The sequence below is a fragment of the Hymenobacter sp. YIM 151858-1 genome (genome assembly GCF_025979705.1).
GTDB lineage: Bacteria > Bacteroidota > Bacteroidia > Cytophagales > Hymenobacteraceae > Solirubrum.
On the sequence record NZ_CP110136.1, the window covers coordinates 4229614 to 4247961 of the forward strand.

Annotated in this window: 16 protein-coding genes and 1 tRNA gene; 12 read left to right on the forward strand and 5 right to left on the reverse strand. The window is 59.3% G+C overall.

Annotated elements, in window-relative coordinates:
• Positions 1-41 precede the first annotated feature (41 nt).
• A complete protein-coding gene (locus OIS50_RS18790; RefSeq protein ID WP_264692176.1) occupies positions 42-2033 on the forward strand; it encodes a tetratricopeptide repeat protein in 1992 nt (663 codons plus the stop codon).
• Positions 2034-2141: 108 nt separating this feature from the next.
• Here OIS50_RS18790 and OIS50_RS18795 read toward each other — a convergent pair whose 3' ends face one another.
• From OIS50_RS18795 to OIS50_RS18805, 3 genes are all read right to left on the reverse strand, one after another.
• Positions 2142-3269 (reverse strand): acyltransferase family protein, encoded by a 1128-nt coding sequence (locus tag OIS50_RS18795; protein ID WP_264692177.1) that lies wholly within the window; start codon positions 3267-3269, stop codon positions 2142-2144.
• 420 nt (positions 3270-3689) lie between these two features.
• A tRNA-Arg gene (locus OIS50_RS18800) sits at positions 3690-3763 on the reverse strand.
• Between the two features lie 108 nt (positions 3764-3871).
• Positions 3872-4585: a TVP38/TMEM64 family protein gene (locus OIS50_RS18805; RefSeq protein ID WP_264692178.1), complete on the reverse strand. Its 714-nt coding sequence runs from the start codon at positions 4583-4585 to the stop codon at positions 3872-3874.
• Positions 4586-4861: 276 nt separating this feature from the next.
• On the opposite strand from OIS50_RS18805, the gene OIS50_RS18810 reads away from it, so the two are divergent.
• The 3 genes from OIS50_RS18810 (at position 4862) to OIS50_RS18820 (ending at position 7716) form a co-directional block, all read left to right on the forward strand.
• Positions 4862-6172 carry a hypothetical protein gene (locus tag OIS50_RS18810; RefSeq protein WP_264692179.1) on the forward strand — a complete coding sequence of 437 codons (1311 nt, stop codon included), beginning with the start codon at positions 4862-4864 and terminating at the stop codon, positions 6170-6172.
• A 201-nt stretch (positions 6173-6373) separates the two neighbouring features.
• Positions 6374-7513, forward strand: a complete 1140-nt coding sequence (locus tag OIS50_RS18815; RefSeq protein ID WP_264692180.1) for a cystathionine gamma-synthase — start codon at positions 6374-6376, stop codon at positions 7511-7513.
• A gap of 35 nt (positions 7514-7548) precedes the next feature.
• Positions 7549-7716: a hypothetical protein gene (locus OIS50_RS18820; protein ID WP_264692182.1), complete on the forward strand. Its 168-nt coding sequence runs from the start codon at positions 7549-7551 to the stop codon at positions 7714-7716.
• 335 nt (positions 7717-8051) lie between these two features.
• Here the strand turns inward: OIS50_RS18820 and OIS50_RS18825 are convergent, their stop codons facing one another.
• Positions 8052-9062 carry an OmpA family protein gene (locus tag OIS50_RS18825; RefSeq protein ID WP_264692183.1) on the reverse strand — a complete coding sequence of 337 codons (1011 nt, stop codon included), beginning with the start codon at positions 9060-9062 and terminating at the stop codon, positions 8052-8054.
• Positions 9063-9342: 280 nt separating this feature from the next.
• On the opposite strand from OIS50_RS18825, the gene OIS50_RS18830 reads away from it, so the two are divergent.
• The 8 genes from OIS50_RS18830 to OIS50_RS18865 all read left to right on the forward strand — a co-directional run bounded on the left by OIS50_RS18830 (position 9343) and on the right by OIS50_RS18865 (position 17831).
• Positions 9343-10395: a class I fructose-bisphosphate aldolase gene (locus tag OIS50_RS18830; RefSeq protein ID WP_264692184.1), complete on the forward strand. Its 1053-nt coding sequence runs from the start codon at positions 9343-9345 to the stop codon at positions 10393-10395.
• 157 nt (positions 10396-10552) lie between these two features.
• Complete coding sequence (gene accD, locus OIS50_RS18835) at positions 10553-11428, forward strand: acetyl-CoA carboxylase, carboxyltransferase subunit beta (RefSeq protein WP_264692185.1); 876 nt, start codon at positions 10553-10555, stop codon at positions 11426-11428.
• A gap of 268 nt (positions 11429-11696) precedes the next feature.
• Entirely contained in the window at positions 11697-12419 is a 723-nt protein-coding gene (locus OIS50_RS18840; RefSeq protein ID WP_472850092.1) for a YiaD family glycine zipper/OmpA-like lipoprotein, read from the forward strand.
• Between the two features lie 195 nt (positions 12420-12614).
• Positions 12615-12914 carry a glycine zipper domain-containing protein gene (locus OIS50_RS18845; protein ID WP_264692187.1) on the forward strand — a complete coding sequence of 100 codons (300 nt, stop codon included), beginning with the start codon at positions 12615-12617 and terminating at the stop codon, positions 12912-12914.
• Positions 12915-13361: 447 nt separating this feature from the next.
• Positions 13362-14024, forward strand: coding sequence for a YiaD family glycine zipper/OmpA-like lipoprotein (locus OIS50_RS18850; RefSeq protein ID WP_264694416.1), 663 nt, complete (start codon positions 13362-13364; stop codon positions 14022-14024).
• Between the two features lie 148 nt (positions 14025-14172).
• Complete coding sequence (locus OIS50_RS18855) at positions 14173-15630, forward strand: alkaline phosphatase D family protein (RefSeq protein ID WP_264692188.1); 1458 nt, start codon at positions 14173-14175, stop codon at positions 15628-15630.
• Between the two features lie 254 nt (positions 15631-15884).
• A complete protein-coding gene (locus OIS50_RS18860) occupies positions 15885-16649 on the forward strand; it encodes an endonuclease III domain-containing protein (protein WP_264692189.1) in 765 nt (254 codons plus the stop codon).
• Positions 16650-16847: 198 nt separating this feature from the next.
• A complete protein-coding gene (locus OIS50_RS18865) occupies positions 16848-17831 on the forward strand; it encodes a radical SAM protein (RefSeq protein ID WP_264692191.1) in 984 nt (327 codons plus the stop codon).
• Here OIS50_RS18865 and OIS50_RS18870 read toward each other — a convergent pair.
• A complete protein-coding gene (locus tag OIS50_RS18870; RefSeq protein WP_264692192.1) occupies positions 17828-18325 on the reverse strand; it encodes a hypothetical protein in 498 nt (165 codons plus the stop codon). The two genes, OIS50_RS18865 and OIS50_RS18870, sit on opposite strands and share 4 nt — an antisense overlap.
• Between the last annotated feature and the right edge of the window lie 23 nt (positions 18326-18348).

An 18348-nucleotide genomic window follows, 5' to 3' on the forward strand; every position in this document is an offset into this window, starting at 1 on the left:
CGCGCGCTCAAAGTCCTCAAACGGCCATGCTGCGCCGGTCTTTGGCTACGGCAACCACGGATACCGCCCGGGTGTTGCTGCTGGCCGATTTGAGTGCCTCCTATCGGTATTCCGACTTCGATTCGGTGGAGTACTACGCCAAGCAAGGGCTGCAACTAGCGCGGCGCATCGGCTACACCAAAGGAGCAGGGCGCTGCTTATCGCGCATCGGTATTCTGATGGGGGAGCGGGGCAACCTGCCGCAAGCCCTGCGCACCGATTTGCAGGCGCTGCAGCTCAACGAAGAAAGCCACGACCTGGAAGGCACCGCGCGCACGCTCAACCAAACCGGCTTGCTGTACTTCGCCCTCGACGATTTTCGTCCTTCTATTGCGTATTACCTGCGGGCCAAGCGCATTTATGAGCAAGCCGGCGTAACCGACGACTCGCAGCTGGTGAGCGTGTTCACCAACCTGGGAGCCAGCTACGAGGGCCTCCAAATGCTCGACTCGGCTGCGTATTACCTCAACCTGGCCTACACCCGCGCGCGTCAGTCGCGCAATGTGCACACCAGCTGCTGGGGCAACCCCATGCCTTACGTATTGCGCGAGCTGGGCTTGCTGCAGGTTGCCCTCGGTAACGAGGCGGCTGCCCTAGGGTACTACAACCGCAGTGCCCGCGCCGCCCTGCCCGAAAACGACCGGCGCAGCCGCTGCCGCACGTATCAGTACCTGGCCGAGCTGTACGAGCAGCGCCAGCAAACCGACTCCAGCATTTACTACGCGCGCAAAGCCCTGGCCGTGGGGCAATCGTTGCCGTTTGTGGTGGGCGTGGTGCGCACCAGCTCGTTGCTGGCCGGTGCCTTTGAGGCCCGCGGCCAGCGCGACAGCACCCTCAAATACCTGCGCATCAAGCAGCAAGCCGAAGACAGTCTGTACAACCCGCAGCGCATCAAGCAACTCGATGCCATCGGCTTTGCCGAGCAGCAGCGGCTGCGCGTTCTGGAGCAGGGCCAGCGCCACCACCGCGAGCAGGAGCGCACCTATGCGTTGCTGGCGGGCGTGGGCGCCCTAGGTGCGCTGGCGTTGCTGCAGTGGCGCAACAACCGGCGGCAGCGGGGTGCCAACGCCCGCCTGAGCGCCCTCAACCGCCAGGTAACTCAGCAAAAAGAGGAGCTTACCAACCAGCGCGACCGGCTGAGCGCCATGCTGCACGAGCTGAAAGCCACCCAAAGCCAATTGGTGATGCGCGAAAAAATGGCTTCGCTGGGCGAGCTGATGGCTGGTGTGGCCTACGAGGTGCAGGTGCCCATGAAGCACATCAGGAACCTCACGGGCGTAAATCAGCAATTGGTGGCCGAGCTGAAAGCCGAGCTTGCCCGCCTGCCTTTGGCCTACGACGAGCTGGAACACCTGAACGACCCGCTGACTTCGCTGGGGCTCAACCAGGCCAAGATCGAGCAGGCCAGCCAACGGGCCGATTCGATTGTGCGCGGCATGCTGGAATACGCGAGCAGCAGCCCCGCGCCGCGCCAACTAACCGACATAAACGCCTTTGTGGAGGACTACCTGCGCCTTACCTACCACGATGTGCGCGTCAAAAACAAAAACTTCCATGCGGCGCTGCTGCCCCGCCTCGATGCAAATGCCGGCAGCCTCAGCGTGGTGCGCCACGACCTAGGGCGCGTGCTGATTTCCTTGTTTGCCCATGCCTTCAACGCCGTGCAGCAACGCCTGCCGCTTGCCGAGGAGGACTACGTGCCGCAGGTGATGGTAAGCACGCACCGCACCGCCGAGCACGTCGAAATCCGCATCCGCGACAACGGCCTTGGCCTGTCAAAAGCCGCGCAGGCCACTGCGTTCGAGCGGTTTCTGACGCCCGCTGCCGCCACCGAGCACGCCAACCTGGGCCTCTCGCTCAGCCATGACTTAATTGTGCAGGGACACAACGGCACTTTGTCCATCAACAGCGAGGCCGGGCATTACACCGAGTACCTCATTACCCTGCCTTTGCATATGCACAAGCCCGCCCAATTAGGGCTGGTGCATGCGTAGCCAGGGAATAGTAAATGAGGTAATGCTGCCTCGCTGAATAATATAATTATGTAACTACTTAAATTAAATGATAGCGCTTTGCATCACATGATTTAGCGAAGGCGTTGCCTATGGGTTCGGTGTCCTACGTACTATGCGAATAAGTCGTTTATGTAATGGTTCTTCGATGATGTAGTGCAAAATAAGTGATAACAATACCAGCAGCCCAAATAGCACCCATACATTACCACTAACGTAGCGCGAAAGCCATACCTGAAGTACGCCCATATGAATCAGGTAAAAGCTATAGGAGCTCTTCCCAAGTTGTTGGCTAACTCGGCTAGATAATACTCTTCGAAAGAAAGTAAACTCATACATCAAGCCGTATAACAAAAACACTACGGATAGGGGCAACAATAGGCCTCCGGTGGTTGAATTCAGGGGATGCCGTGTAAGTATATTGCCCTCATCTGGCGACTCAAAATACGCATACACGCACATGCAAACGATAATCCCGAGGCAACCTAGCCAAGTCATTAACGAGTTGCTGGTTTGTTGAATGCTATAGCGTTTGACCCAAAAGGCGAGAGCCATGCCAAACAGAAAAGAAACGCTGCAGCCAAAAAATGTTTGGTCGAGAACAAAAGTAAGTGACCCAAAAAAACCAAAGAATTGAATTTTTGAAAACACCAAAGCTAGGCCAATACCTATGCTTAGGAACAAAAATGCATACACAAGCAACGGCCAAAACCTTTTTTTGGCCGCAAAGAGTAAGAATGGAGCAGTTAAATAAAATGTTTCTTCGACAGTCAGGGTCCATCCCTGTGCAACTCCTGTGAATACGAACCGCTCAGAAAAGCCGCGAAGGAAAGTAAAATTCAGAAGCGGTATTAAGATTTTGTCGCTCGTAACATAGCTAGGCCATTGCCCGGTTATATCCAAAGCTGGTTCTCGCCAAATGGCGAAAAATGTGACAGCCGTTAACAGGAAATACATCGGATAAATGCGGGAGAAACGCCCCCATACGTACCGAGTCGCCCATGCCATTGTGCCCTGGATGTGGTCCATATAGCGAATGGTAATCAAAAAGCCGCTTAGTACAAAAAATATAGCAACACCCACATGGCCCTCATGCATAATGCGACCAAGCCAAGTATCTAGTGGGAAAGGCACGAAGTGATAAAAGTAAACCAGGTATGCAGCAATGGCTCGAATGCCTGTTAAAGCTGGGTAGTATGGTTTTGGGCTGGTAGACACAGTATAGGTTTATGAGAAAAAAGGCAAAGGAATAAATTGTGTTGAAGGGATCAGGAAAATCCAGCCCACCTGCAATTCGTTTCCATAGAAAGTTAGCTTTTCGTATCAAACTAGGTCAGTATTTGCTGACGTTACAAAGAGCATTCACTGCGTAGCCCTTCTCACTATGCTTTGAATAAAATGCAACCTAATACCGTGGCCGGTAATATACCGTAGATACGATCTTCGTTGCTGGCATCTATACCTTAAACAACGTGGAATGAAAGTGGCTTTTCAACGCGCCGGCCATTGATAGAGTAAAAGTGCCGACCCCACTCAGTTATAACTTGGGACTGAGAGGAAGAGAGGTTTTGGCGCTTCCTGCGCTAGAAATAAGAAACCCTCTCTGCGGGCTGCAAAGAGGGTTTCAGTACGAAGTAGTGGTCACGTAGGGAGTCGAACCCCAAACCTCCTGGTTCGTAGCCAGGTGCTCTATCCAGTTGAGCTACGTGACCGTTTTCCGTTTTGGTGCTGCAAAGATAGGCGGTCCGTTTTGGCTTCTGCAAGTGTTACGCGAATATTTCCGGCTGCGGGCGTTGGCTGCGGCGGCAAGAAGCTGAAAGTCAGGCGGAATTTTTTTGCGTTTTTTTCAGGGCGCGCTTCAGGGCCCGGTCGAAAAGCCAGTACAGGCCAAACACCGAAATGGCAATCAGCCCGGCCACGAGCAACTTGCCGGCCGTGCCGCTGTCGGGGTCGCGGATTAGGGCAAACACGTCCTGCGCTTTGGTGCCCAGCCAGTAAAAAAACATGCTGCGCGGCAACATGCCCAGCACCGAGGCCGACAAAAACCGCTTCTTATCCACGCGCATCACCGTGAGCACAAACGTCATGAGCGCAAACGGCAGCACCGGCGAAATGCGCGTGAGCAAAATCAGCTGCCAGCTTTCGTTTTTGAGCTCCTGCATCACGGCTTCGGCCTTCGGGAAGTGGTGCAGAAAGCGCATCATCTTGCCGTGGTCGAGGCTGGCGGCTACGGCGTAGCCAACCATGGCCGCCAGCATGTAGCTCAGCACCATGCCCGGAAAGCCCCACCACCCCAAGTAAAACCCCGTTACCAGCGCCACGAAGGTGGTTGGCGTGAGGGCAAACGCCATGGTAAAAGCAATAATGGCGAAGTAGAGCAGTATTTGCCAGGCCGTGAGGTGCTGCAGCAGTTGCTGGTTTTGGTAGAGCACCCAGCTAAGCGAAGAACTGCCCACCACCGGCAAAGCCACCAGCAGCCCCATCGAAAACAGGGTGGAAAAGTTGGTGCGAAGCAGTTCGCGGAAGATGCGCATAGGCTAATAATGAAAGCACGGACCGGTTTGGGGCCGGTCCGTGCTGAACAAAACGAAATCCAATAAAAAAGGTCGAGGCGTGGGCGCCCGATGGGCTATGTGGCGCGCAGCGGCAACTGCCTCCGTGCGGGCATTGGCGGAGCGAAAGTAGGGAAAGGGACGAATACGCTTGGTAGTTAGGCCGCGGGGCTTTGGGTGCCGGCGGGGCGTTTTTCAGGTCTGTTATCTTTGTCGGCCGGCGCGTTGCCCTGCGCCCGCTCATCAGCCCTTGTTGTCATGTTCAGTACCCAACAGAAAGCGCTATTTCTGCTTTTTTTCACTTTGCTGCTACTGGTGGTGCCGCATGCTGGCTTTAAGGGCGATGTGGACTGCTGGGCGCGCTGGTCGGATAATATCCTGAACGAGGGGTTGCCCAACCTGTATCAGTACCCCGATGTCAACTACAACCCCCTGTACCCGTACGTGCTGTGGGTTTATACCAAGCTGATGGGCACGCATGAGAAGATCATGCACTACCCGCACGCGCTGAAATCCTTTACGCTGCTGTTCGACTTTGCCGGCGCTTTCGCGGCCGTATCGTTGCTGAAGGGGCAGGAGCGCCGGTTTATGCTGGCGCTGTTGCTGCTGTTCAACGTGGGGTATATGTACAATACCCTGGCCTGGGAGCAGATCGATGCCATCTACACCTTTTTCGGGTTTATGGCCGTGCTGCTGGCCCTCCGGGGCAACACCGTCGGCAGCGTGCTTTGCCTGTTGCTGGCGCTCAACACCAAGGCCCAGGCCATCATCTTTCTGCCGCCGTTGCTGTTGCTGTGGTTGCCACAGTGGCTGCGGAGCGCGCGCCGGCAAGTGCTGCCGGCGTTGGGTATTGCGGCGGTACTGCAGCTGCTGATTCTTACGCCGTTCATTTGGTTTGGGACGCAGAACTACGGCCCGCGCATCGCTTACATCAATTTGCACGCCGCCGACATGTACCCGCACCTCTACATGGGCGCCTGCAACCTCTGGACGATTATTGCGCCCGACAGCCCGCTGAAAGTGGTGGAACACTGGACCGACCTGGCCGTGGCGCACGGGCTTACCTACCGCCAGTGGGGCATGCTGATGTTTATGGGCGCTTCGGCGGTGGCGCTGCTGCCGCTGCTGGCCCTGGCCTGGCAAAACTGGCGGGCCAACCGGCTTCCGGCGCGCTCCGAGCTGGCTTTGGTGCTGCTCAGCTTCGGCATTATCCCGCTGCTGGCCACTTATTTCAACACCCAAATGCACGAGCGGTACTGGCATCCTGCCGTATTGTTTATGGCTGCTTACGGTTTCCTGACGCGCCGCTACTGGCTGTACGTGCTGCTTTCGGCGGCTTACTTTCTGCAGCTCGAAGCCATTTTGCAATACCTGCAGCTGCGCAAGTACTCGGTGTTGCTGTTCGATAAGTATTTCATTGCCGGCTTGTTTACGCTGCTGGTGGTGGGCGCCATGGTTGAGCTGTACTGGCAAGCCCTGCGCACCTTGCGCGCGGCCGGCCCGCCTGCTGCCGATGAGGCGCCCTCCGAGGCCCCGGTGCAAGCGGCCCCTTCGCTCTCGGGCACCTAGGGCCGCGCACCCGGAACGAATCGTGGCAGCGCGCCGGTTACCCCGGCCAGTGGTATCGACCCTAGGCCCCGCACCTGCCGTTCAAGCAACTGGCCCTAATCACCTAGGGGTTGGCAGCGGCTGCCAACCGTTGGGTTAAGGTTGTCTCGTTTAACTTTGGCCGGCCGCACACCCGCGGCCCTGTACCTGCAGCACTAGCGCATGAAATTCGGAACGAAAGCTATCCACGCCGGCGTGCACCCCGACCCGACCACGGGGGCCATCATGACGCCGATTTATCAAACCTCGACCTACGTGCAACGCTCGCCCGGCGACCACAAAGGCTTCGAGTACTCCCGTACCCACAACCCCACCCGCACGCAGTTGCAAGACGCCCTGGCCGCGCTCGAAAACGGCAAGCACGGCCTGTGCTTCGCCACGGGTATGGCCGCTATCGATGCGATGGTGAAGCTGCTGGAGCCCGGCGACGAAGTAGTGGCCACCAACGACTTGTACGGCGGCTCGTACCGCATCTTCACCAAGGTTTTCGCCAAGTACGGCATCGTGTTCAAGTTCGTGCCGATGCACGACGTGCAGGCCGTGCGCGCCGCCATGACGGAGCGCACCAAGCTGGTGTGGGCCGAAACCCCCACCAACCCGCTGCTGCACATCATCGACATTAAGGCCATGGCCGAAGTGGCGCACGAGTTCGGGGCGCTGCTGGTGGTGGATAATACCTTTGCTACCCCGTACCTGCAAACCCCCCTCGACCTAGGCGCCGACGTGGTGATGCACTCGCTCACCAAGTACATGGGCGGCCACTCCGATGTGGTAATGGGCGCCCTCATCGTGAAAGACGACGAGCTGCACCAGCGCATCGCCTTCATTCAGAACGCCTCGGGCGGCACGCCCGGGCCCCAGGACTGCTTCCTGATTTTGCGCGGCCTGAAAACCCTGCACGTGCGCATGCAGCGCCACTGCGAAAACGGCCGTGCCGTGGCCGAGTTTCTGCGCCAGCATCCGCGCGTGGCCCAGGTGTACTGGCCCGGGCTGGAGTCGCACCCCAACCACCAGGTGGCCCGCCAGCAAATGCGCGACTTCGGCGGCATGATTTCCTTTGTGCTGAAAGGCGACAAAGTAGAAGATGCCGTGCAGGTGCTCGAGAAATTCCAGCTGTTTTCGCTGGCCGAAAGCCTAGGTGGCGTCGAGAGTCTGAGCGGCCACCCGGCCACGATGACGCACGCCAGCATTCCGGCCGAAGAGCGCCGCAAAGCCGGCCTGTCCGACTCGCTCATTCGTTTGTCGGTGGGTATTGAGGATGCCGAAGACCTGATCGAAGACCTGGCTCAGGCCCTGGGGTAAGCTTCATGTTGCGCCATTATGTGTTGCTCTTAGGTATGCTGCTGGGAATGTGGAGCCCGATCCACGCCCAGCAGTCTGCCGAAAGCGCGGAGCCGTTTCGTAAAGCCAATGCTGTGCTGCTATACACAAATGCGGCGCCTGATTCGGTATTACATGCGATGGCCGAAAACCTCCGTCGCCGCGGCTTCGAAACTGCTGAATAGGATGATCATCATCTGGTGACAGTACCCGGCATAGAAACCGGCAGCCAAGGCTGGCCGCTAGTCATTCGGGCGGAGCGCATGGCTGGCGGCGTGGTGCTCACGGGAACATACCGCATGGAAGAATTAGCCGGTCGGCCCGAGTTTGCTGCCGAATTTTTAGGATTCGAATGGTCGCCGGCCAAAAGCAGTTTCAGGCAAGTCGAGAAAACAGCTCGCCTTGTTGGCCGCGGCACCGTTAAGTACAGCCGACGCAAGTAGCATTTCCAGTTTCAGCCAAAAGCCCCGGCAGAGCAAATCTGTCGGGGCTTTTGTTAGAGTTCAGCTGGAAAAATAAGCTACTTCGCCGGTGTCGAGTTCGACTCCAGCATCTGGAACAGCTCGTCAAGCTTAGGCGTGAGGATAATCTCGGTGCGGCGGTTCAGGGCCTTGTTCTGGGGCGAGTCGTTTTTGGCGACGGGCACGTACTGCGAGCGGCCCGATGCCGTAACGCGCTCGGGCTGCACGCCACCTACGGTTAGCAGGCGCGCAATTTCGGTAGCACGCAGGGCCGAGAGGTCCCAGTTGTCGGCCATGCCGGCGGTGCCTTTCAGGATGGGCACGTTATCGGTGTGGCCTTCTACCACCACGTTCACGTCGCGCTGGTCTTTCAGCACGCCGGCCAGTTTGGTAAGCGCCTCCTGGCCTTTCGGGTCGACTTTGGTGGAGCCCGACTTGAACAGCAGCTGCTCCGACAGCGACACGTACACCTTGCCGTCCTTTACCTGCACCTGCAAGTCGCTGGCCTTAAACGAGAGCAGGGCATTGCTTACCTTGGCTTTGAGGGCGTTTACGGCAGCGTCTTTCTCGGCCAGGGCCTTTTCGAGCTCGGCCAGCTTCGCCTCGCGCGACTTCACGTCGGAAGCCAGCTTGTCGATTTCGTTGCGGCTTTTGTTGAGGTTGTTGGCCAGGTCGCCCAGCTCGGCCTCGCGGCGGGCCAGGTCTTGCGCTACCTTTTGGTAGTCGGCATTCTTGTTGGCCAGCACCTTTTCGTTGTTCTTCAGCAGCTTGTCGTAGGTGTCGCTCAGCTCGCGGTACAAGCCTTGGGTGCGGCGCAAAATGGTGCCGGTTTGGGCCGAGTCGTTTACGAGGCGCTTGTTTTCGAGGCGCAGCGCACTCAGCTCCTCGTTGGCTTTCTTCAGCTCGGCCACCGCGTCGCGGGCCTGGCGCTCGGCCGATTCGCGGGCTTGTTCGGTGGCCTCGTGGCGGGCCTTCAGGTCGTCAAACTTTTTGGAGGCAACGCAGCTGGGCAGTGCCGTGCCAGCCAGGATTAAAGCGGCCAGCAGCAGGGGAGAGGTTGACTTCTTCACAGACAAAATTGGGCAAAACACGTCGGCCGCCAGGCCGAACATACGGCCTTGGCAAGGTAGCTTTTTTAGCGGCAGCAAGCCCCAAAGAGGCCGCGGAATATGCGCCCGGACGGTGCCTGGCTGTGGGCGGGCCTGTTCACCTAGGGCCAGCCGGCATAATGGTTTGCGGTGGCCATTGCCAGCTAAACACTCGTTCGTTTCCGGCCCGCCAGAACGGATTCGGCCTATATATTTGCGGCATCGTTCTATTTCCCATTCCCACCCTTTCACCCCATTTTCAATGGAAACGAGCACCCTCCAGGTAAGCGCCGAAGTTGACGCGCTGCTCCAGCACGAGTGTCAGACCATCACCAAGGACCAGATTCACCAGCCGGGTCCCGACTTTATCGACCGTTGCTTTCTGCAGTCGAACCGCTCGCCGCAGGTGCTGCGCAGCCTGGGCCAGCTCTACAACTCGGGCCGGTTGGCCGGCACCGGCTACATGAGCATTCTGCCCGTCGACCAAGGCATCGAGCACACGGCCGGCGCCTCGTTCGGCCCGAACCCGATGTACTTCGACCCCGAAAACATCATCAAGCTGGCTGTTGAAGGAGGCTGCAACGCGGTGGCTACCACCTTCGGCACGTTTGGTACGGTGGCCCGCAAGTACGCCCACAAAATCCCGTTCCTGGTTAAAATCAACCACAACGAGCTGCTGACCTACCCCAACAAGTTCGACCAGATCATGTTCGGCTCGGTGGAAGAAGCCTGGAACCTGGGCGCTACGGCCGTGGGGGCTACCATTTACTTCGGTTCCGAGGAGTCGGGCCGCCAGATTCAGGAAGTGGCCGCCGCCTTCGAGCGCGCCCACGAGCTGGGCATGGCCACGGTGCTGTGGTGCTACACCCGCAACAACGCCTTCAAAAACGGCGACAAAGACTTCCACGTGTCGGCCGACCTCACCGGCCAGGCCAACCACCTGGGCGTAACCATCGGGGCCGACATCATCAAGCAGAAGCTGCCCGAAAACAACGGCGGTTTCTCGACCTTGAAGTTCGGCAAAACGCACAAGGCCATGTACGAAACCTTGTCGTCGGAAAACCCCATCGACCTAGCGCGCTACCAGGTGGCCAACTGCTACATGGGCCGCATCGGTCTCATCAACTCGGGCGGCGAGAGCAAAGGCGCTACCGACCGCGAAGAGGCCATCCGCACGGCCATCATCAACAAGCGGGCCGGGGGCCAGGGCCTGATTTCGGGCCGCAAAGCCTTCCAGCGCCCCTTTGCCGAAGGCGTAGACCTGCTGAACGCCATTCAGGACGTGTACCTCGACGAGCGCATCACGCTGGCGTAAGTTTTTTGGGCCGATAGCTGCTGGCTGTTAGCTGTTAGCTTTCTTTGCAGAAAGAAAGCGACGCTGGCAGCCAGCAGTTTTCTTTGTTTGCGCAACTTAAAAGAGCAGTTTCAATAAGCTAGCAGCCAGCAGCTGATAGCTAATAGCTTACGACACAATGGCTTGGTTTAAGCGTCAGGAGAAAGGCATCATCACCCCCACGGAGCAGAAAAAGGAGACCCCCGACGGCCTCTGGTACAAGTGCCCGGAGTGCGGCACCGTGAGCGACATGGGCGAACATCGTCGGCTCCTGTATACGTGCGCCAAGTGCAACTACCACGACCGCATCGACTCGGCCGAGTACTTTGAGGTGCTGTTTGACAACAACCGCTTCGAGGAGCTCGACGCCGATTTATCGTCGGGCGACCCGCTCCACTTCGTCGATACCAAGCCGTACCCGCAGCGCATCAGCTCAACGCAGTGCGCCACGGGCCTGAAGGACGCCGTGCGCACCGCACACGGCCAGATCAACGGCCTCGACCTGGTAGTGGCCTGCATGGATTTTAAATTCATCGGTGGCTCGATGGGCTCGGTAGTGGGCGAGAAGATTGCCCGCGCTATTGACTATGCCCGCAAAAACCGCATTCCGTTCCTGATGATCAGCAAATCGGGTGGGGCGCGCATGATGGAGGCCGGCTACTCGCTGATGCAAATGGCCAAAACCTCGGCCAAGCTGGCCTTGCTGGCCGAAGCCGGCGTGCCTTACATCTCCTTGCTCACCGACCCTACCACCGGCGGCGTTACGGCCTCGTACGCCATGCTCGGCGACTTCAACATCTCGGAGCCCGGCGCGCTGATTGGCTTTGCCGGACCTAGGGTTATCAAGGAAACCATCGGCAAGGACTTGCCCAAGGGTTTCCAGAGCGCCGAGTTCGTGCTGGAGCACGGCTTCCTCGATTTCATTGTGGATCGGAAGCAGCTGAAGCAAAAGCTCAGCGACCTGCTCACGATGCTGCGCCCGGCCGAGGTGCCCGCCGACCCGGCCCGCGCCTAGGTCGAGTTCGGCACGCTTGTTGGTAAACCCCGTTTGGCTCTGTGCGAGAGCCAAACGGGGTTTGCTGCTTTCAACCCGTTGTTCGGCCAGACGAACACCTTGCGGAAAGGCAGCCTTTATTAACCCTACTCTATATTCATCCGAACATTTTCGGGCTGAATGCAGTAAGTACCGGGAAAAGACAATCTGGCTAAGTCTCTCAACTCATTCCAAACATACGTTCATGAAATCTTTCAAATCCCTTCTGGCGCTACTGATGGTGTTTACCATGCTGTTCAGCGCGTGTCAATCTTCGCGTCCGGCCGCTGGTGGCAGCACCGGCAGCACCAGCACCGGCAACGACCTGCCCTCCGGCAATGGCTCGGGCGAGCGTAAAACCGGCATGAGCAAAACGGCCAAAGGCGGCATTATCGGCGCCGGCGCCGGTGCCGTGGCGGGTGGTGTGCTGGGCCGCGTAATCGGCGGCAAAAACGGTACGGCTGCGGGCGCCATTATTGGTGCTACCGTGGGTGGTGCTTCGGGCGCCATCATCGGCCGCAAAATGGATAAGCAAGCCGAAGAGCTGCAGCGCGACATGAAGAATGCCCGCGTTGAGCGCGTAGGCGAAGGCATCAAGATTACCTTCGATGCCGGTATCCTGTTCGATACCAACAAGTCGGACTTGCGTGCGGCTTCGGTACAGGAAATCGACAAGATGGCTGAGGTGCTGAAAAAGTACCCCGACACGAACGTTATCGTGGAAGGCCACACCGACAACACCGGTTCGGATGCCATCAACCAGCCGCTGTCGGAGCGCCGCGCCCAGGCCGTTGCCAACGAGGCAATTGCCAAAGGCGTAGAAACGGGCCGCATCACCACCAAGGGCTACGGTTCGTCGCAGCCGGTGGCCGACAACACCACGGCTGAAGGCCGCCAGGCTAACCGCCGCGTTGAAATTGCCATCTTCGCCAACGAAAAGATGAAGAAGGCAGCCGAGCGCGGCGAACTGTAAGCCAGCCGCTGCCAGAGCACTTTATCGCAAAGAAGGCCGCACCTGGGTGCGGCCTTCTTTTTTGTATGCCGTTCAGGCTGTAGCACATACCTGCGCCGTTGTGTAACCTAGGGCGTATGAGTCTGCGTTTAAAGTCCTATAAAACCTGGATTGGTCAATGTCATTGACTTAGTATCCATTTAAACCAGAACTCCCATGAAACTTCATAAAGCTATTGTTGCCGCCGTTCTTTCGGTTACGCTGTTGGGCGGCGCTACGGTAACTGCCGAGGCGCAGGTTACCAAACCCAAAACCTGGAGCAAGAAAGGCAAAGGCGCTGCTGTTGGCGCCGGTGCCGGCGCCGTAACGGGTGCCGTAATTGCCGGTAAAGGCGACCGGGGCAAAGGGGCCCTCATCGGGGGCGCTGCCGGTGCGGTAGGCGGTGCGCTTATCGGCCGCAAAAAGGATAAAAAGAAAGACCCGCAGCGCTACGAGCAGTACACGCGCAAGGACTAAGCTGCGGCACCTTGTCCTAGGTGCTTTTCAGCAAAAAGGCCACTCCGCTTGCGGGGTGGCCTTTTTGCTGGAGCTTAGCGGCAACTTTTGGCTTATGGGCGCGTTCAAGGGCTCGGCTCGATGGTGGCTGCCGTACGCAAGCCCGGGGCCCAACGGCCATCGGCAAGCCGGGTACCTAGGGAAAACCAAAGCGCCGCAAAATAGAGCCTGCGCTGAGCTACAAAAATAAATGCCTGAAATTCAGGGCTTGCAGGTGAATATTGTGCCGGTAGCCTGTTTTTGGCAAGGAGGTTGCCTTAAACCAAACAAGCCAGCAGGCAAGGCCCAAACGCCCACTCTGCGTTAAGTTTGCACGCTGGCCCACATTCCGAAACTCAACAACCCAATTCCATACCCATGAACAAGCTCCGTTCGACGTTTGCCTTTTTGCTGGCACTCGTGCTGCTGATGACCTCTACGCTCTCGCAGGCTCAAACTACTACTCCCACTGCCAAGAAGCCGATGAGCAAAACGGCCAAAGGCGCCATTATTGGTGGCTTGGGTGGTGCTGCCGGTGGTGCGGTACTGGGCCGCGTAATTGGCGGTAAAAAAGGCACGGCTGCTGGCGCTGTAATTGGTGCTGCTGTAGGTGGCGGTGCCGGCGCCCTGATTGGCCGCCGCATGGACAAGCAAGCCGAGGAGCTGCGCCGCGACATGGCCGGTGCCAAAGTTGAGCGCGTAGGCGAAGGCATCAAGATTACCTTCGACTCGGGTATCCTGTTCGCCAAGAACTCGTCGACCCTGACCTCGACCGCCCAGAACAACATCCAGACGCTGGCCGAAACCCTGAAGAAGTACGGCGACACCAACGTACTGATCGAAGGCCACACCGACAACACCGGTTCCAACGCCATCAACGACCCGCTGTCGGTACGCCGCGCCCAAGCCGTTGCCAACTACGCCATGAACCAGGGCGTGGAGTCGTCGCGCTTCGAAGTGAAAGGCTACGGCTCGAAGCAGCCGATTGCTGACAACACCACCGAAGAAGGCCGCCGCCAGAACCGCCGCGTGGAAGTTGCCATCTACGCCAACGAAAAGCTGAAGAAAGCTGCCGAAAAAGGCCAGATCTAAGCCGGGCCGGCCATAGCCGCAGTCCCGTTGCTCGTCCGGCGGTTTCCCCTCAGTGGGAAGCCGCCGGATTTTTTTGTGCCCACCCAAGCTCGGCTTAACAATAAGATAATACGGCAAGAGCGGCAGCCGTGCTTCTATCTTTACTCGCATGTCGCATACCCGTTTTTTTTGGCACCGCGTAGCCCTGCGTGCGAGCACCTGGGGCACGGGCTGCCTGCTGCTGGCAACTTTGGCAGGTACCGCCTCGGCGCAGTCGGCTGTTGTTCCGGCAGTAGTCACCCTCACGCAAACCGCCGCCCGCTCTACCACCAAACCAACCAAAACCAAACCTGTACGTGGGGCCGCCACCCTGCTGCGCTCCGGCCCCATGGTGGGCTATTCCGAAATGCGCGAGGTAATGCTGTGGGTGCAAACCACCAGCCCGGCCACCGCGCACATCGAGTATTGGGAGAAAGGCAAACCCGACGAGCGTTACCAAACCGCCGAAGTAGAAACCAACGAAACCAGCGGCCTGACCGCGCACCTGCTGGCCGATAAGGTGCAGCCGGGCCACCGCTACGAGTACGCGCTGTACCTCAACCGCCGGCCCGTGGCCCGGCCGTATCCGCTGGAGTTCCAAAGCCAGGAGCTGTGGCAGTGGCGCAAAGACCCCGCGAACTTCCGGATGGCCATGGGCAGCTGCACCTACGTGAACGAGGCCGCCTACGACCGGCCCGGCGCGCCCTACGCCTCCGATTACGGCATCTTCACGGCCATCGATCAGCAGAAGCCCGACCTGATGCTGTGGCTGGGCGACAACGTGTACCTGCGCGAGGCCGACTGGAACACCCGCACCGGCATTTGGCACCGCAACGCCCACACCCGCGCCCTGCCCGAAATGCAGCCGCTGCTGGGGCGCACCCACAACTACGCCCTCTGGGACGACCACGATTACGGCCCCAACGACTCGGGCTATTCCTTTGCGCATAAGCAACTCACGCTCGAAGCCTTTAAGCAATTCTGGGCCAACCCCAACTACGAGCAGGGCGGGGGCGGCATCACGGGCACGTTTCAGTGGAACGATGTGCAGTTCTTCCTGATGGACGACCGGTGGCTGCGTTCGGCCAATAAGCTGCCCACCGCCAACGCCAGCTACCTCGGCGAAACCCAGTTGCAGTGGCTTGTTGATGCCCTGGCCAGCAGCACCGCTACGTTTAAGTTTGTGGCCGTGGGCGGGCAGGTGCTCAACCCAGCCAAGGTGTTCGAAAACTACAGCAACTACGAGCAGGAGCGCAGCCGCCTGCTTAATGCCATTGCCGCGGCCCGCATACCCGGCGTTATTTTCCTGAGCGGCGACCGGCACCACACCGAGCTAACGCGCCTGGAGCGCCCCACTGGCTACCCACTCTACGACCTGACGGTGTCGCCGCTGACGAGTGCACCCGCCCTAGGTGCCCGCGACGAAGCCAACACCAGCCGGGTAGACGGCACCCTCGTGATGCAGCGCAACTTCGCCATCCTCGATGTGTCGGGGCCGCACTTCGATCGGCGCCTGCAAATCCGCATCCACGATGCCAAAGGCAAGCTGCTGTGGGAGCAAAGCCTGGCCGCTAAAGATTTACGCTAGGCACGTCCCTAGGTCAGGATTGCTGAACCAGCCCCTGCGCCGCAACCGCAAGCAGCGCAGGGGCTTAATTTTGTTAGCGCTCCTAAAAGTGCAGGCGAGGCCAATGCTGCCAGGCACATACGGCCTGAGGCAAAGGGCTTTTCTGAGATGACAAGGAGCCGCGGCTAGCTGTTGGTGATGATGAAGCTGCCAAGCACCTAGGCCGCGCCCGTTGTAGCTGTAACCCCGAGGGTAGCGCAACGGTACAACCCAGCATGCCTATTGCCGCGCTTCCTGTTGCCTACCACCTGCCTGCGCCCGATAAAACGCTGCTGGTGCACCACGTGCTCAACGATTTTTACGGCCCGCTGCCTACTGCGCCGCGCCGCTCGCCCATGCGCGAGCTGATTAGCACGGTACTATCGCACCGCACCACCCACCGCGACGAAGAGCTGGCCTACGACCGCATGCTCGAAACCTTCGGCGACTGGGCCGGCGTGGAGCAAGCGCCCACGGCCGAGCTGGCCCACGCCATCCGGACCACGCGCTGGCCCGATACGCAGGCGCCGCGCATTCAGGAAATTCTGCGCCGCATCCGCACCGAATTCGGTACTTATTCGCTCGATGCCCTCGCCGACTGGCCCACCGAAAAGGGCTTGGCCTGGCTTACCGATATGCCCGGCATCGGCCTGAAAACGGCCTCGTTGGTGCTGCTGTTCAACTTCCAGAAGCCGGTGCTGCCCGTGGATACGCACGTGCACCGCGTAGCGCAGCGCGTGGGGCTGATCGGGCCGAAAACATCGGTGGAAAAGGCGCACCAGGTGCTGCTGGCCCAACTGCCCGCCGATGCCGTGGCGCTGCTCAACTTTCATAAGCACAACTATTGGCTGGGCCAGCACATTTGCTTTTTCGCCAAGCCCAACTGCCCCGTGTGCCCGCTGAAAGGCGTGTGCAACTATTACGTCGAGCACTACGGCCCCGCCGACGAGGCCGCCCTGGCCGAGGTGCCCCGCAGCTGGGAAGGGGAGAAGCTACACTAGGCGGGCGTTATTTGTTTTCGGTTGTTTGTTGTTCGGGATTTCGCGTTAGCGCTGGCTGATGGGCTCAGACCATTAACGCCACCTGGCGTGCCCACGACGCGCCCGACAAACGCCGCTCGGCTAAAGAAAGTAACTTGCGCTGTCGGAAAGCCGCGCGCAGCGCCGAAAAACGAACAACCAACCACGAAAAACGCATCCATGCGCCTCGTCCGTCATCCGGTTCTGTGCAACTACTACGTTACCTACCGGTGCAATGCGAAGTGCTCGTTTTGCGACATCTGGGAAAAACCCTCGCCCTACATTCAGCTGGCCGATGTGGAGCAGAACCTGCGCGACCTGAAACGGCTGGGCGTGCGGGTAATCGATTTTACCGGCGGCGAGCCGCTGCTGCACCGCCAGCTGCCCGAGTTCCTGGAGCTGGCCCACCGCCTGGGCTTCATCACCACCGTTACCACCAACGGCCTGCTTTACCCCAAGTACGCCGAGCGCCTGCGCGGCAAGGTGGATATGCTGCATTTCTCGCTCGATAGCAGCGAGAAAGAGCAACACGACCGCGGCCGCGGCGTGGCCTGCTTCGATTTTGTGCTCGAAAGCATTCGGGTGGCCAAAAGCCTGGGCGAGCGGCCCGATGTGCTCTTCACGGTTTTCCGCGAAAACCTAGGGCAGCTCGAGGCCGTGTACCGCAACATTACCCAGACCAACGGCCTGGTGCTCATCATCAACCCAGCCTTCGAGTACAACGCCGTGGAAACCGGCGAGCGGCTAACGGAGGAGGAGATGCAGTACCTATCGGCCTTCGGCAAGCGCCCCGGCGTGTACCTCAACGAGGCCTTTATTCAGCTGCGGCGCGACGGCGGCAACCACGTAGCCGCGCCCGTGTGCCGCGCCGCCAGCACCACGCTGGTGATTTCGCCCGCCAACGAGTTGGTGCTGCCCTGCTACCACCTGGGCACCAAGGTTTTCCCGATCGAAGGCAAGCTGCACGAGCTGTACTGCTCCGACGAAGTACAAACCCTGGCCGCCCTGGAGGGCCGCTTGCCCCAGTGCGAGGGCTGCACCATCAACTGCTACATGCAGCCGAGCTTTGCCGTGGAAACCAGCAAATACTTTTGGCAGGCGCTGCCTAGCACCCTGCGGTACAACTGGTACAAAGGCACCTGGAAGCGCATGCTGCGCCGCTAGGGCGTGGGCGTGGGCGTGCGGCTCAGGGCATCGAGGGCTTGCTGCAACTTGGCTGGGCGCTGCGTGCCCAGCAGCAGGCGGCTGCCGTCGTGCAACTCCAGCTGCAGGCCATCGAAGCCGGCAATGTTGAGGGCGCGGTTGCTGCCCAGCCCCCGCAGGCCCCAGCCGCCGTATTCACCTAGGGGGCTGTAGGAGCGCACGTAGGCGCGGCTGATCTGGCTCCAGGCGCGGTGCCGCCAAGTGCGGTGCAACGGGGCCATGCGGTAGTGCACCCCGGCGGCATCGAGGCGGGTTTCCAGGCGCAGCGTCAGCAGCAGAAAGGCCACCAGCAGGGCCGTGGCTCCGCCAACCCACGAAACGTACTCGGCGTTGTGCCGCAGGCCGGTAAGCTGCAGTGCCGCCGGTAGCAGCGCAATTACGGCGGGCAGCAGCAGCAGGGGCCACCAGTGCCGAAGAAAGCGTTGGTTTTCGAGGTAAACGACCGTGGAGTTCATGCCGAATAATGGAAACGCTGCGC

Coding starts and splice junctions, on each gene's coding strand:
- accD (WP_264692185.1), top strand. CDS start 10,553: ATGGCTTGGTTTAAGCGTCAGGAGAAAGGCATCATCACCCCCACGGAG.
- OIS50_RS18845 (WP_264692187.1), top strand. CDS start 12,615: ATGAAACTTCATAAAGCTATTGTTGCCGCCGTTCTTTCGGTTACGCTG.
- OIS50_RS18830 (WP_264692184.1), top strand. CDS start 9,343: ATGGAAACGAGCACCCTCCAGGTAAGCGCCGAAGTTGACGCGCTGCTC.
- OIS50_RS18870 (WP_264692192.1), bottom strand. CDS start 18,325: ATGAACTCCACGGTCGTTTACCTCGAAAACCAACGCTTTCTTCGGCAC.
- OIS50_RS18855 (WP_264692188.1), top strand. CDS start 14,173: ATGTCGCATACCCGTTTTTTTTGGCACCGCGTAGCCCTGCGTGCGAGC.
- OIS50_RS18860 (WP_264692189.1), top strand. CDS start 15,885: ATGCCTATTGCCGCGCTTCCTGTTGCCTACCACCTGCCTGCGCCCGAT.
- OIS50_RS18820 (WP_264692182.1), top strand. CDS start 7,549: ATGCTGCTGGGAATGTGGAGCCCGATCCACGCCCAGCAGTCTGCCGAA.
- OIS50_RS18840 (WP_472850092.1), top strand. CDS start 11,697: ATGCTGTTCAGCGCGTGTCAATCTTCGCGTCCGGCCGCTGGTGGCAGC.
- OIS50_RS18810 (WP_264692179.1), top strand. CDS start 4,862: ATGTTCAGTACCCAACAGAAAGCGCTATTTCTGCTTTTTTTCACTTTG.
- OIS50_RS18815 (WP_264692180.1), top strand. CDS start 6,374: ATGAAATTCGGAACGAAAGCTATCCACGCCGGCGTGCACCCCGACCCG.
- OIS50_RS18850 (WP_264694416.1), top strand. CDS start 13,362: ATGACCTCTACGCTCTCGCAGGCTCAAACTACTACTCCCACTGCCAAG.
- OIS50_RS18865 (WP_264692191.1), top strand. CDS start 16,848: ATGCGCCTCGTCCGTCATCCGGTTCTGTGCAACTACTACGTTACCTAC.
- OIS50_RS18805 (WP_264692178.1), bottom strand. CDS start 4,585: ATGCGCATCTTCCGCGAACTGCTTCGCACCAACTTTTCCACCCTGTTT.